This is a genomic window from Micromonospora sp. II, from assembly GCF_001709195.1.
Classification (GTDB): Bacteria; Actinomycetota; Actinomycetes; order Mycobacteriales; family Micromonosporaceae; genus Micromonospora; species Micromonospora chalcea.
Map to the genome: position 1 here is coordinate 45,568 of NZ_LYXF01000006.1, position 12,685 is coordinate 58,252.

The 12,685-nt window shown below is 73.7% G+C and carries 12 protein-coding genes and 1 tRNA gene; 6 read left to right on the forward strand and 7 right to left on the reverse strand.

The genetic code is table 11. The features are described 5' to 3' along the window. Positions 1-4 precede the first annotated feature (4 nt). Positions 5-1,822 carry a hypothetical protein gene (locus tag A8711_RS03405; protein ID WP_255365588.1) on the reverse strand — a complete coding sequence of 606 codons (1,818 nt, stop codon included), beginning with the start codon at positions 1,820-1,822 and terminating at the stop codon, positions 5-7. 101 nt (positions 1,823-1,923) lie between these two features. Between A8711_RS03405 and A8711_RS03410 the strand changes: the two genes are divergently transcribed. The 4 genes from A8711_RS03410 (at position 1,924) to A8711_RS03425 (ending at position 4,201) form a co-directional block, all read left to right on the forward strand. Further along, a tRNA-Leu gene (locus A8711_RS03410) sits at positions 1,924-2,004 on the forward strand. 110 nt (positions 2,005-2,114) lie between these two features. After that, positions 2,115-2,960 (forward strand): Bax inhibitor-1/YccA family protein, encoded by an 846-nt coding sequence (locus A8711_RS03415; protein WP_069087423.1) that lies wholly within the window; start codon positions 2,115-2,117, stop codon positions 2,958-2,960. 123 nt (positions 2,961-3,083) lie between these two features. Further along, entirely contained in the window at positions 3,084-3,842 is a 759-nt protein-coding gene (locus tag A8711_RS03420) for a Bax inhibitor-1/YccA family protein (protein ID WP_030501314.1), read from the forward strand. 38 nt (positions 3,843-3,880) lie between these two features. After that, positions 3,881-4,201, forward strand: coding sequence for a hypothetical protein (locus A8711_RS03425; protein WP_069087424.1), 321 nt, complete (start codon positions 3,881-3,883; stop codon positions 4,199-4,201). A 100-nt stretch (positions 4,202-4,301) separates the two neighbouring features. On the opposite strand, the gene A8711_RS03430 is transcribed toward A8711_RS03425, so the two are convergent. The 4 genes from A8711_RS03430 to A8711_RS03445 form a co-directional block, all read right to left on the reverse strand. Then, positions 4,302-5,786 carry a CYTH and CHAD domain-containing protein gene (locus A8711_RS03430; protein ID WP_069087425.1) on the reverse strand — a complete coding sequence of 495 codons (1,485 nt, stop codon included), beginning with the start codon at positions 5,784-5,786 and terminating at the stop codon, positions 4,302-4,304. Between the two features lie 40 nt (positions 5,787-5,826). After that, the gene (locus A8711_RS03435; protein ID WP_043326544.1) at positions 5,827-7,089 is read right to left on the reverse strand and encodes an acetyl-CoA C-acetyltransferase; all 1,263 of its coding nucleotides are present in this window, start codon (positions 7,087-7,089) and stop codon (positions 5,827-5,829) included. Positions 7,090-7,147: 58 nt separating this feature from the next. Then, a complete protein-coding gene (locus A8711_RS03440; protein ID WP_069087426.1) occupies positions 7,148-7,960 on the reverse strand; it encodes an SGNH/GDSL hydrolase family protein in 813 nt (270 codons plus the stop codon). Positions 7,961-8,062: 102 nt separating this feature from the next. Continuing rightward, positions 8,063-9,109 carry an SGNH/GDSL hydrolase family protein gene (locus A8711_RS03445; RefSeq protein ID WP_043326540.1) on the reverse strand — a complete coding sequence of 349 codons (1,047 nt, stop codon included), beginning with the start codon at positions 9,107-9,109 and terminating at the stop codon, positions 8,063-8,065. Positions 9,110-9,250: 141 nt separating this feature from the next. On the opposite strand from A8711_RS03445, the gene A8711_RS03450 reads away from it, so the two are divergent. Further along, positions 9,251-9,607: a YkvA family protein gene (locus A8711_RS03450; protein ID WP_013474058.1), complete on the forward strand. Its 357-nt coding sequence runs from the start codon at positions 9,251-9,253 to the stop codon at positions 9,605-9,607. Between the two features lie 76 nt (positions 9,608-9,683). Next, positions 9,684-11,054, forward strand: coding sequence for a cystathionine beta-synthase (locus A8711_RS03455; RefSeq protein WP_043326537.1), 1,371 nt, complete (start codon positions 9,684-9,686; stop codon positions 11,052-11,054). Between the two features lie 89 nt (positions 11,055-11,143). Here the strand turns inward: A8711_RS03455 and A8711_RS03460 are convergent, their stop codons facing one another. Both A8711_RS03460 and A8711_RS03465 read right to left on the reverse strand, forming a co-directional pair. Then, a complete protein-coding gene (locus A8711_RS03460) occupies positions 11,144-11,653 on the reverse strand; it encodes a GNAT family N-acetyltransferase (RefSeq protein WP_043326535.1) in 510 nt (169 codons plus the stop codon). Then, positions 11,650-12,579 carry a ribonuclease Z gene (locus A8711_RS03465; RefSeq protein ID WP_043326533.1) on the reverse strand — a complete coding sequence of 310 codons (930 nt, stop codon included), beginning with the start codon at positions 12,577-12,579 and terminating at the stop codon, positions 11,650-11,652. The genes A8711_RS03460 and A8711_RS03465 overlap by 4 nt, the downstream gene beginning before the upstream one ends. Positions 12,580-12,685 lie beyond the last annotated feature (106 nt).

The following is a 12,685-nucleotide window of genomic DNA, read 5'->3' on the forward strand; positions in this document are numbered from 1 at the left end:
TGGCTCAGAACCGCCAGGTCCAGGCGTCGGCGAGCCGCGTACCCGGCCGCCCGAACAACTGCTCCAGGGTGCGGCGCAGCATCTCCGCGTGCGGCGCGTCGTCGGTCACCGCGACGCAGGACGCGCGCCAGAACTCGACGTCCCGGGCGGCCTGGCGGCGCTGCCGGTCACCGACCGCCGGCGCCATGCCCCGGCGGGCCACGTCGGCGAGCAGGGCCGAGGTGGGGCGTTGCCAGGTGCCCATGGTGGCCGAGCCGCCCCGCCCGTACGGGCCGATGAAGAAGCCCTCCGGCATGCCGAAGTCGACGCCGGTGGCGGTGGCCCAGCGCATCGGCCAGGGGGTCTGCGGAGTGGCAGTGGGCACCGGCACCAGCACCCCGCCGGGGCGTACGCACTGCCGCCAGTGGCCGCCGGTGACGAACTCGGGCAGCGGCGGCCGGTCCATCGTGGGCAGCGGCGTCGGCAGGACGCTGAGCACCGCCGCRCCGACCGCGATCGGGACGCCCCGGCGGGCCCGGCCGGATTCGCCGAGCGCCCGGTGCACGGCGAGCGTGAGCACGGTACCGACCAGCGGCAGCACTRCCAGCGCGAAGCGCATCGGCAGCGCGCCGTCCACCACCGGCAGCCCGGCCAGCAGCCGGTACGGGCCGGAAAGCCCGGTCCGTTCGCCGCCGACCACGACCTCGGGGCCGAGCGCGAGCGCGGCCGTCACCAGCGCGCCTGCCACCAGCGCCACCACCAGCGGCCGCCGGCCCAGCCAGGCCGCGCAGCCGACCGCGACCAGCAGCAGCGGCCAGCCGAGGAACGTGGTGAACTCGGCCGGACCGGTGGTCAGCCGGACCGCCTCCGGGCTGCCGAACACGGTCAGCGCGGAGAGGCGGGTCCAGCCGGCCAGGTCGGCGGAGAAGTAGGCGGGCGGGAACATCCCGTCGGCGACGCCCTGCGGACCGGCGAACTGCACCCAGAGCGGGTACGCCAGCACGAGCAGCGCCAGCCCGGCCGCGCCCAGCAGCCCGCGGGCGAAGCCGGGACCGGCCCGGCGCAGCAGTTCCCGGTCGGCCAGCCCGTACGCGAGCGTCATCACCGCCAGCGTGAGCGCGGTGAGGAAGAGCACCTCCTCGCCGACGAACACCTGCACGGTGACGACAGCGGCGAGCCCGGCCGCCGACGAGATCATCCGGCGGCGGTCCGGGCCGTCCGGGCGCCCGGCCGGGTCGGCCGCGCGCAGCAGCCGGACCACCAGCCAGACCAGCGCCGGGACCAGCCACTGCGCGGTCATGTGCAGGTGGCCGTTGCTCTGCGAGACCATGCCCGGCCCGAAGCCGCACAGTGACGCGCCCAGCCCGGCCGCGAGCGGGCGGGCCCGTAGGACGCGGGTGAACAGCAGGTACCAGGCCAGCGCGGTACCGGCCAGGTTGAGCGCGACCAGCAGCGCGAACGTGACCGGCGCGCCGAACGCCAGCGTGACCGGGGCGAGCAGCACGCCGAGCGCGACGACCGAGGTGTTCGCCATCAGGTTGACCCCGTCCGGCGCGTTCAGGCGGTCGCTGACCAGGCTCAGCTCGCCGCGCAGGGCACGCGCGTCGAGCGCCAGGAACCACTCGTACAGCGTCTGGTCGGCCGGGTTGAGCGCGAGTACCCGCGTGCCCGGCGCCGGCCAGAGGCCGTGGGTGAGCCAGGCGGCGAACGCGGCGAACGCCAGCGCCACGAGCAGGTCGGCGCGGCGCCGCCGGACGGCGGCCGTCATCCGCCGCGTGACCGTCGCCGGGCGGGCCGCCCGGATCTGGTCGGGCCCGGAGGCCGTGCGGGCGGCGCTGGTCACGGCCTCGACCATAACGGCCGCAGCCGTCGGGGTACGCCGGGTCGCGGCCGAGCCGCTACGGTGAGATCTGCACCGCGCGTGTCGGCGCGCCGGTGTCACCCGCCCGGGTGGTGGAACGGCAGACACGGCCGCCTTAAAAGCGGCTGCCGCAAGGCGTGCGGGTTCGACCCCCGCCCCGGGCACACGAACTCTCAGGTTTCCCACAGCTAGCCGTCGCACGCGCGATTGCGGCCACGTCTACCCTGGAGTAGCACGTCTACGTGCGATCGACCCCCTGAGGGAGGCCTGAGAAGTGAAGACCTCGAACCCGGTGCTCGCCCGGCTCGGCCAGGCGGCAGAGCGTGAGCGGGCGGCCGGGTACGCCCAGCCCGGGCCTTACGGTCAGCCCGGATACCCCCAGCAGCAGTACCCGCAGCAGCCCTACGCCCAGCCCTACCCGGGCGGCTACGGCCAGCCGGTGGCACCGCCCACCGTGACCCCGATGACGCTCGACGACGTGGTCGTCAAGACGGTCCTCATGCTCGCCATCCTCGGCGCCTCGGCCGCTGCGGCCTGGGTGCTCGTGCCGGACTCGCTCGTCGGCGTGGCGTGGATCGGCGCCGCGGTGGTCGGCCTGGTGCTGGGTCTGATCATCTCGTTCTCCCGGATGGCCAACCCGGCGCTCGTGGTGGCGTACTCGATCATCGAGGGCGTCTTCGTCGGCATGGTCAGCAAGGCGTTCGAGTCGCTCTACGACGGCATCGTGCTCCAGGCGGTCGCGGGCACGTTCGGCGTGTTCTTCCTGATGGCGATGATCTACAAGGCGCGGATCATCCGGGCCACCCCGAAGTTCGCCCGGATCATGGTGGCGATCATGGCCGGCCTGTTCGGCGTGATGATGGTCAACCTGGTGCTGGCGCTGTTCGGCGTGAACACGCACCTGCGCGACGGCAGCCCGCTGGCCATCGGCTTCAGCCTGGTCTGCATCGTGGTGGCGTCGCTGAGCTTCGTGCTCAACTTCGCCGACATCGAGGAGGGGGTCCGGATGGGACTCCCGCAGCGCTACTCGTGGACGGCCGCCTTCGGCATCGTGGTCGGCCTGGTCTGGCTCTACATCGAGATCCTGCGGCTGCTCAGCTACTTCCAGGGCGACGACTGACGTCTCGCTTTCCGCCGACGCCCGCCTGCCGCATCCGCGGCGGCGGGCGTCGCCGTTTTCCCGCCTCTTCCGGGCCGCCCGGGGCAGAGTGGGACTCGGGTACGTGGGCGGGAGGTGGTCACGGTGCGCAGTGCCAATCCGGTGCTGGACCGGCTGGACGACGTCGGCCGCGCCGAACGGCAGGTGCTCGGGGTCGGAACCGCCGACGCGATGACAGTGGCCGACGTGGTGAGCCGCACCGTGGGCCTGCTGCTGGTCACCGGCGTCACGGCGGCGCTGTCCTGGGTGCTGGTGCCGCAGGCCGCGTGGATCTCCGCCGCGCTGGCCGGAAGCGCGCTGGCCAGCCTCGCCCTGGTGCTCGTCATCTCGCTGAAGCAGATCACCAGTCCGCCGGTCATCGTCGGGTACGCCGTGTTGCAGGGGCTGCTGCTCGGGGTGGCCAGCCGCGCCTTCGAACTGGTCTACCCGGGCATCGTGGCGCAGGCGGTGGTCGGCACGTTCGGCGTCTTCCTCGGCATGGCGGTGCTCTACCGGGCCCGGCTGGTACGCGCCACGCCGCGCCTGGCCCGCCTGGTCATCGGCACGCTCGTCGGGATCGTGGCGATCGGCCTGGTCAACCTGTTCGCGTACCTGTTCACCGGGCGGCAGGGCGTGGCCGTCTACAGCCTCAGCGACCGGGTGGGCTGGCTGCCGTACGTGTTCTCGGTGGTGGCGATCATCGCCGGGGCGCTCAGCTTCATCCTCGACTTCGACCTGGTCGAGCGGTCGGCCGCGAATCGGCTGCCCCGTCGCTACGCCTGGTACTGCGCGTTCGGGCTGCTCGTCGGGTTGATCTTCCTGTACTGGCAGATCCTGCGCCTGCTCAGCTACGTACGCCGCTGAGCACGCTCCGGCCCGGCGTCGCCGTAGACTCGGCGGCGATGAGCGCAGCGGAACTGGACCGGGCGGTGACCCTGCTGGTCCGACAGGTGGGGCACTGGCAGCAGCCGCGCTGGTCGGCCAAGGCCGAGGGCGGCAACGTGTCCCGGGCCGACCTGGTGCACAAGCTGGTCCAGGAGATCGCCAACCTGGCCGCCGACGCGGCGGGTGAGCCGCGCCGCGAGGTGCCCCGGCTCCCCAGCGACCAGGCGCTCCCAGACCAGCTCCGCGTGGTAACCGCCGACCTGACGCTGGCCGATCCTCCCGCCCCCGTCCTGGCCGAGGCCGCCGAGGCGATAACCCGAACCCGCGCCGCCCTCTGACCCGCCCCCTGCCCTTTCGTCGCGTTGATCATGAAGTTGGCGGCGACAAAACGGACGCGGATCCCCGCTAACTTCATGATCGACCGGGTGGCGGGGGCGGTCAGGGGTTGAGCCAGCGGCGTGCCTTGCGGCGTCGGGCCCGGTCGCGTGCCCGCAGGACCGCCGGGCGGTCGTGGCCGGCGGCCTCCGCCTGCCTCCCGTGCAGCAGGCCGTAGGTGAACGTGTTCTCGCCGTCGGCGTACGCCTGGAGCGCCTGCCGCCGCAGCGTCTCCCGGGTCACCACCGAATCCTGGTGGGCGCCGAGCAGATCCTGGAGCGCCTTGAACCGCTTCACCAGGCGGGCGGCCGGTTTGCCGGCGCTCGGCTCCCGCACCTCCACCGCGTACCGGGCCGCCTTGTGCTTCTTACGCGCCTCGTGCAGCGCCGCGTCCCCGGCCGTCCCTTCGAGCGTGAGCGCCCGGTCCAGCCGTTCGTCAGCACGGCGTACCGCCTTGCGGATCCGCCGGTCCACCCAGCGCCGGCCCACGTCGGCAGGTGCGCCGTCGACCAGCCGATCCAGGCGGGCCAGCAGCTCGGCATAGCGGTCGGAGTCCAACGCGGACCGCAGCGCCACCGTCGTCCCGGCCAGGTCGGCCGCGAACCGCTCGCCGATCCGCGCGGCCACCGGGCCGAGCACCAGCTCGTCCGGCAGCTCGTGCACCGCCTCGGTGAGCCGGGCCGCCATCACCTGGGTGTCGCGGACCCGGCCCAGCTCGCCGCCGAGCCAGCGCAGCTCGGCCCGGACCGCCTCGCTCTCCCGGCGGTCCCACAACCCCCGGAACGTACGCAGCGTCGCCCGCAACCGGCGGGCCGCGACGCGCATGTCGTGGACCGCGCCCTCGTCACCCTGGTACGCGGCCGCGTGGTTGCCGACGATCGCGTCCCGCTGCGCCCTGGCGTACGTGAGGACCGGCCCCACCGGGCCGTCCGGTTCCCGGTCGTCGAAGCGCTCGATCCGGCCCGCGACGGCCCGGTGCGACTTGCTGACCGCCACCTCCCGGGCACCTGCCGCGCGCAGCCGCTCGCCCAGCGCGTCGAGCAGCGCCTCGTCGCCGTCGACCAGCTCGATCTCGATCTCGTGCCAGGTCCGCGCGGCGCCGTCCACCAGATCCTCGGACCGGACGTCGTCCTCGGCCACCTCGGCCAGCACCCGGCCGTCCGCGTCCAGCAGCCGCCGTTCCCGGCGGCGGTTGACCACCCGGGCGGCCGGAGCGACCGTACGGCCCCGCGACGCGCCCCGGATCAGCGCGACCATCTCGGCCGGCGGGCCGTCGTCGGACGCCCCGGCCGGGAACTGGTGCTCGACCCGCGCGCCGCCGACCGCGCCCACCTTGAGATGCCAGCCCGCGTCGTGCCCCCCGGTACGCCGGCGCAACGCGTGCCCGCTGCGCAGCAGGAGCAGGTCGTCGGTGTCCCAGTAGACGGCGTCCAGATCCGAGACGGTGGCGTCGGACATGGTCACGACGCCACCGCACCCGGTCAGGTCGGGCAGCTGGAAACCCTCGTCGCCGGAGTACTTGCGCTCACGTTCCACGACGGTCGCCATACGGCCTCCCGTACCCGGCCCGCGCGCCGGCGAACCGGTCTCAGCTCAGTCGCTCCAGCACCATCGCCATGCCCTGGCCGCCGCCGACGCACATGGTCTCCAGACCGATGGTCTTGTCGTGCCACTCCAGCGCGTTGAGCAGCGTGCCGGTGATCCGGGCGCCGGTCATGCCGAACGGGTGGCCGACGGCGATCGCGCCACCGGCGACGTTCAGCTTCTCCTCCGGGATGCCGAGCTGCCGGTACGAGGGGATCACCTGCGCGGCGAACGCCTCGTTGATCTCGACCAGGTCGACGTCGTCGATGGTCATGCCGGCCCGCTTCAGCGCCTGCTTCGACGCCTCGACCGGGCCCAGGCCCATGATCTCGGGAGAGAGCGCGCTGACGCCGGTGGAGACGATCCGGGCCAGCGGGGTGAGCCCCAGCTCGGACGCCCGCTCGGCGCTCATGATCACTACTGCGGCGGCGCCGTCGTTGAGCGGGCAGCAGTTGCCGGCGGTGATCCGGCCGTCCGGGCGGAACACCGGCTTCAGACCGGCCACGGCCTCCAGGGTCACCCCGGCACGCGGGCCGTCGTCGGTGCTGACCACCGTGCCGTCCGGCGTGGTGACCGGGGTGATCTCGCGGGCCCAGAAGCCGTCCGCGATCGCCTTCTCCGCGAGGTTCTGGCTGCGGACGCCGAACGCGTCCATGTCCTCGCGGGTCACGTCGTACACCTGGGCCAGGTTCTCCGCGGTCTGGCCCATGGCGAGGTAGATGTCGGGGAGCTGCCCGGCCTCGCGCGGGTCGGCCCACACCTCGGCGCCGCCCTGGGCGCGGGCCGCGGAACGCTCCCGGGCCTCGGCGAAGCGGGGGTTCTCCCAGCCGCCGCCGACCAGCGCCTGCGCCTCCGGCGGCAGCGTGTCCGAGTTGCCCCGGGCGTACCGGGAGACCATCTCCACACCGGCGGAGATGAACACGTCGCCCTCACCGGCCCGGATCGCGTGCATCGCCATCCGCGTGGTCTGGAGCGAGGACGCACAGTAGCGGGTCAGCGTGGCGCCCGGCAGGCCGTCCAGACCCATCAGCGTGGCGACCACCCGGGCCATGTTGAAGCCCTGCTCGCCGCCGGGCAGGCCGCACCCGAGGTAGAGATCGTCGATGGTGGTGGGATCGAGCGCCGGAACCTTGTCGAGGGCGGCCTGGACGATGGTGGCGGCGAGGTCGTCCGGGCGGACCTCGCGGAGGGAACCCTTGAACGCGCGGCCGATGGGGGACCGGGCGGTGGCGACGATGACGGCGTCGCGGGGCGACTCAATCGGCATGAGCCAACGTTAACGCGCCGGTAACATGCGCGGGAAGGTGTGCGGCGGGCGGGAAATGTCACCCCGTGGGCGGTCGGCGGTGGTGCCGGAACGCGACAGTCGCCGCCGCCTCGACCGCCGGCAGCAGGGCGTGCGCCCAGACCCGGTAGCCGTCGGCGGACGGGTGGAAGCCGTCGCGGCAGAGCGTGCCGGCATCCGCGCGGAACACCGGGCCCGTCTCGGCGCCCAGGTCGACAACCGTGCCACCGGCGTCCAGCACGGCCGCCGTCTGGGCCCGTGCCATCCGCCGGCCGGACCAGCCGAGCACCTGACGCAGCGGGGCGGCGACCGCGCGTACCGCGCCGAGGTCGGGGCAGGTGCCCACCACCACCTCGACGTGCGCCTCCCGCAGCCGGCGCACCGCCGAGCCGAGATAGGCGGCCGCGTCACCCGGGCGGCTCAGCGCCGTCGCGTCATTCGCCCCGATCAGCACCACCGCCACGTCGGGCCGCTCGCCGAGCAGCGCCCGGGCCACCTGGGTGGCCAGGTCGGTGGCGCGGGAGCCGGAGACCCCGACGCTGGACAGATGCACCCGGCGGCCGTGCGGCCCCTCGGCGAGCAGGTTCGCGAGCTGACCGCCGATCGTCTCCTCGAAGCGGTCGACGCCGACACCGAGCGCCGACGAGTCGCCGAGCAGCACCAGGCGCAGCGGCGGCGCGTCCGCCCGGCCGACCGTCGCGCGCAACACCAGACCCAGCTCGGGCTGGGCGTACTCCCGGCTGCGGGCGGCGATGGCCTGCCCGGCGAGGACCGCCGCGCCGCCCACCGTGCCGGCCAGCAGCGACAGGGCCGCCGCCCGGCCCCACCGGGCCACCTCGTTCCGCTCGCTCATGACAGCACTCCGCTTCGCTCCGTGCCGTCATGAGGCACGTTTGCGCTGAGCTGGCCGATTCGCTCGCTGCGCTCGCTCATGACAGCACTCCGCTTCGCTCGCTCATGCCGTTTCCTCCAGGGTGGCCGAGTCGGCGGCGCTGCCGGTCGGGGGCAGCGCGCCGACGCCGAAGAAGGCCCGTCGGCGAAGCTGCGCCCAGCGTCCGCCGGGCCCGCGGTCGCGACCCCGGAGCTGGGCGCCGCTGACCTCCGTGCCGGCGTGCCGGGCCGCCTCGTGAGCCGCCTCCGGGAGCGACCGTACGCCTTCCACGCCGGGCAGGACAGGCCTGCGTTCCGGGACCGCGCCCAGCGCGGACAGCACGGTGGGCAGCAACGCCGCCGCGGCTATCGCGTACCCCTCGGCGGAGGGGTGGAACCGGTCCCAGGCGAACATCCGGGCGGGCTCGGCGGCGAACCGCGGCCCGAGCATGTCGCCGAGTGAGACGGCCCGGCCGCCGGCCTCGACCACGCCCACCGTCTGCGCGGCCGCGAGCTGGCGGCTCCAGCGCCGGGCCAGCCAGCGCAGCGGCGGCTGGATCGGCCGGATGGTGCCCAGGTCGGGACAGGTGCCGACGACCACCTCGCAGCCGGCCGCCCGCAGCGTGCGGACCGCGTCGACCAGGTAGCGCACGGCCAGCCCCGGCGGGGTGCGGTTGGTGACGTCGTTGCCGCCCACCAGGATCACCGCCACGTCCGGCTCGACCTCCAGGGCGGACTCGACCTGCGGTTTCAGCCCGGACGAGAGCGCGCCCACCACGGCGAACCGGTGCAGGCGTACCGGCCGGTGCAGGCGGCGGGACAGCCCGGTGGCCAGCAGCGAGCCCGGTGTCTCCCGGCGCCTGTGCACGCCGTAGCCGGCTGCCGAGGAGTCGCCCAGGATGACCATGGTGACCGGCGGGCCGGGCAGCTTCGCGCCGTACACGCCGTCGCAGCGCGGTGGCGGGGCCTGCGCCATCGGGATGGTGCGCCGGGCCTGCCGGGCCTGGCCGAGCAGCACCCCGCCGGTGGCGGCGGTGGCCGCCACCGTGGCGCCCGTGCCGATCGCCGCGAGGCGGGCGATCTGCCGGACGCGCTGCCAGTGGACCGGCGCGACGGAACCAGCGTCCCCCATGAACCGACAGTATCGCGCCGGTACGACCACTGCTGTCCTTGATCGGATGGCTGGGCGGCGCCCGGACTGGGTACCGATGGGGGTGGCGGACGCGGGCTTGCCCCCGGGCCGCACCATGGTCGGGCGGAGAGGGGCGAAGACATGGGGAAGACGTTGAAGCGCAGCGCCGCGTTCGCCGCGCTGGCCCGGGCGCTGGCGGCCGGTACGCGGGGCGGGCCGTCGCTCGGGGCCCGGCTGGCGGCGCTGCCGAGGATGATCCGCGCCACCACCAGGGGCGAGTACGACGGCGGCCTGCGCCTGGCGCTGATGGCCGGCGCGACCGCGTACATCGTCAGCCCGATCGACCTGCTGCCGGAGATCCCGCTGGCGATCTTCGGGCTGGCCGACGATGCGGTGATGGTCACCTGGCTGGCCGGCAGCGTGCTCGCCGAGACGGAACGGTTCCTGGAGTGGGAGGCACGTCGCAGCTCGGTCATCCCGGGGCATGTGGTGCCCTGACGGCACGTACGCTGGTCGGCGAACTGACGGCTGACCGACCGCCCCACGACGGCGGCGCGACGAAGGGCACAACGAGGTGCAGTACTACGACAACGTCGTCGAGCTGATCGGCAACACCCCGCTGGTCCGCCTGCGCAACGTCACCGAGGGCATCCAGGCCACCGTGCTGGCGAAGGTGGAGTACGTCAACCCGGGCGGCTCGGTCAAGGACCGGATCGCGATGCGCATGGTGGAGGACGCCGAGAAGGCGGGCATCCTGCGGCCGGGCGGCACGATCGTGGAGCCGACCAGCGGCAACACCGGCGTCGGGCTGGCCCTGGTGGCCCAGCTCAAGGGCTACCGCTGCGTCTTCGTCTGCCCGGACAAGGTCAGCCAGGACAAGCAGGACGTGCTGCGCGCGTACGGCGCCGAGGTGGTGGTCTGCCCGACCGCCGTCGCGCCGGAGGACCCGCGCTCCTACTACAACGTGTCCGACCGGCTGGCCCGGGAGATCCCCGGCGCGTGGAAGCCCAACCAGTACAGCAACCCGGCCAACCCGCGCTCGCACTACGAGACCACCGGCCCGGAGCTGTGGAAGCAGACCGAGGGCAGGATCACCCACTTCGTGGCGGGCGTCGGCACCGGCGGCACCATCTCCGGCATCGGCCGCTACCTCAAGGAGGCGTCCGAGGGGCGGGTCAAGGTGATCGGCGCGGACCCGGAGGGCTCGGTCTACTCGGGCGGCACCGGCCGGCCGTACCTGGTCGAGGGCGTCGGTGAGGACTTCTGGCCGGAGACGTACGACCGGAAGATCGCCGACGAGATCGTCGAGGTGTCGGACAAGGAGTCCTTCGAGATGACCCGCCGGCTCGCCCGCGAGGAGGGTCTGCTGGTCGGCGGCTCCTGCGGCATGGCCGTGGTGGGTGCGCTGGAGGTGGCCCGCAAGGCCGGCCCGGACGACGTGATCGTGGTGCTGCTGCCGGACGGCGGCCGGGGCTACCTGTCGAAGATCTTCAACGACAAGTGGATGGCCCGGTACGGCTTCCTGGACGACTCGGGCACCGAGCCGACGGTGGCCGACGCGCTCGCCGGCAAGCCCGGTGGCCTGCCCGAGCTGGTGCACGTGCACCCGACCGAGACGGTCCGCGACGCGATCGACTACATGCGCGAGTACGGCGTCTCCCAGCTCCCGGTGCTCAAGGCCGAGCCGCCGGTGGTGACCGGTGAGGTGGCCGGTTCGATCGCCGAGAAGGACCTGCTCGACGCGCTGTTCACCGGCCAGGCCCACCTGCACGACACGATCGAGCGGCACATGGGCGAGCCGCTGCCGATGATCGGCGGCGGGCAGCCGGTGAGCGAGGCGGTCGGGCTGCTGGAGAAGGCGGACGCGGCGCTGGTGCTGGTCGACGGCAAGCCCAAGGGCGTGCTGACCCGCCAGGACCTGCTGGCCCACCTCGGCGCCCGCTGACCCTGCTTGTAAGGAAGGGCCCCCTTTTAACACCGCGGTGTTAAAAGGGGGCCCTTCCTCTACCGGAGGCGTTAATAAGGGGCCCTTCCTTACAAGCGGCGGGCGTAGCGGAGCTGGGGGACGAGCACCCGGCCGATGTGTTCGTCCCGCTCATCACCGGTGGCGGTCCAGCCGCCGCGCTCGTAGAAACGGCGCGCGTGGGCGTTGTCCCGCAGCACCCACAGCACCGCGCGCGTCCAGCCCCGGGCCCGCATCGCGTCGAGCGCGTCCACCATCAGCGCCCGTCCGGTGCCCCGGCCCCGCTCGGACGGCTCCAGGTGGATCGCGTTGAGCAGCCCGGTCGCCGGGTCGCCCTCGTCGTCRGGCCCGAGGTAGCTGAAGCCCACCAGCTTCCCGTCCCGCTCGGCCACCGTCATCCGGTGGTCCGCGCCCTCCCAGGTCAGCCGTTCCACCCAGTAGCGGCCCATCGCCTCCGGCGTCGGGTCGGCCAGCGCCTCGGGCGGCAGGAACGACGAGTACGCCGCCACCCGGGAACGCTGGTGCAGGGCGCCGACCGCCATCAGGTCGGCCTCGGTCGCGGAACGTAGGGAGATCGTCACCCGGGCGACGGTACCCGCCGGGGCGGCACCTGTACCGTCTGAAGATCCTCGGCGATCACCAGATCACCGGAGAAGTGCTCGCGGGCCTCGTCGTGGAAGCGGCGCGGGTCGGCGTACCGCTGGGAGAAGTGGGTGAGCACGAGCGTGCGTACCCCCGACTCGGCCGCGACCCGCGCGGCCTGGCCGGCGGTGAGGTGCCCGACCTCGGCGGCGAGCGCCGCCTCCGACTCCAGGAACGTCGACTCGATCACCAGCAGGTCGGCGTGCTCGGCGAGCGCGTACACGCCGTCGCAGAGCCCGGTGTCCATCACGAACGCGAACCGCTGCCCCGGCCGGACGACGCTCACCTCGTCCCGGGTGACGCGGCGCCCGTCGCGGTCCAGGTGGCCGTCGCGCAGCAACCGCCCCACGTCCGGACCGGCGATGCCGTACGCGGCCAGCCGCTCCGGAAGCATCCGGCAGCCGTCCGGCTCGACCAGCCGGTATCCGTACGTCTCGATCGGGTGCCGCAGCCGGCGGGCCTCCAGCGTGCCGACGCCGAGCGTGATCCGCTGCCCGTCGACGTCGATCGGCTCGACTGCCAGTTCGGCGGTCTCGTAGAAGCTGGAGGCGTGGCGCAGCCGGGCGAAGTACTCGGCGCCGCCGGCCGGGAAGTGCACAGCCACCGGGCGCGGTACGCGGTCCAGCGAGAGCCGCTGGATCATGCCGGGCAGCCCGAGGCAGTGGTCGCCGTGGAAGTGGGTGACGCAGATCCGGGTCAGGTCGGTGGCGGTGACCCCGGTGTGCAGCATCTGCCGCTGGCTGCCCTCGCCCGGGTCGAAGAGGATCACCTCGTCGTCCCAGCGCAGCAGGTAGCCGTTGTGGTTGCGCTGCCGGGTCGGGGCCTGGCTGGCCGTACCGAGCACCACCAGCTCACGCATGGACACCGCACCCTCCCGAGCGCAAAAAGCGACCCCCGGGGCTTCCGCGCTCGCGCGCGGGCCGGCTGGACTGGGCCGGCACCCCGGGGGTCGGGTGGCTGTCGTGGTTTCG

Coding starts and splice junctions, on each gene's coding strand:
- A8711_RS03425 (WP_069087424.1), top strand. CDS start 3,881: ATGAGCGCAGCGGAACTGGACCGGGCGGTGACCCTGCTGGTCCGACAG.
- A8711_RS03430 (WP_069087425.1), bottom strand. CDS start 5,786: ATGGCGACCGTCGTGGAACGTGAGCGCAAGTACTCCGGCGACGAGGGT.
- A8711_RS03435 (WP_043326544.1), bottom strand. CDS start 7,089: ATGCCGATTGAGTCGCCCCGCGACGCCGTCATCGTCGCCACCGCCCGG.
- A8711_RS03440 (WP_069087426.1), bottom strand. CDS start 7,960: ATGAGCGAGCGGAACGAGGTGGCCCGGTGGGGCCGGGCGGCGGCCCTG.
- A8711_RS03445 (WP_043326540.1), bottom strand. CDS start 9,109: ATGGGGGACGCTGGTTCCGTCGCGCCGGTCCACTGGCAGCGCGTCCGG.
- A8711_RS03450 (WP_013474058.1), top strand. CDS start 9,251: ATGGGGAAGACGTTGAAGCGCAGCGCCGCGTTCGCCGCGCTGGCCCGG.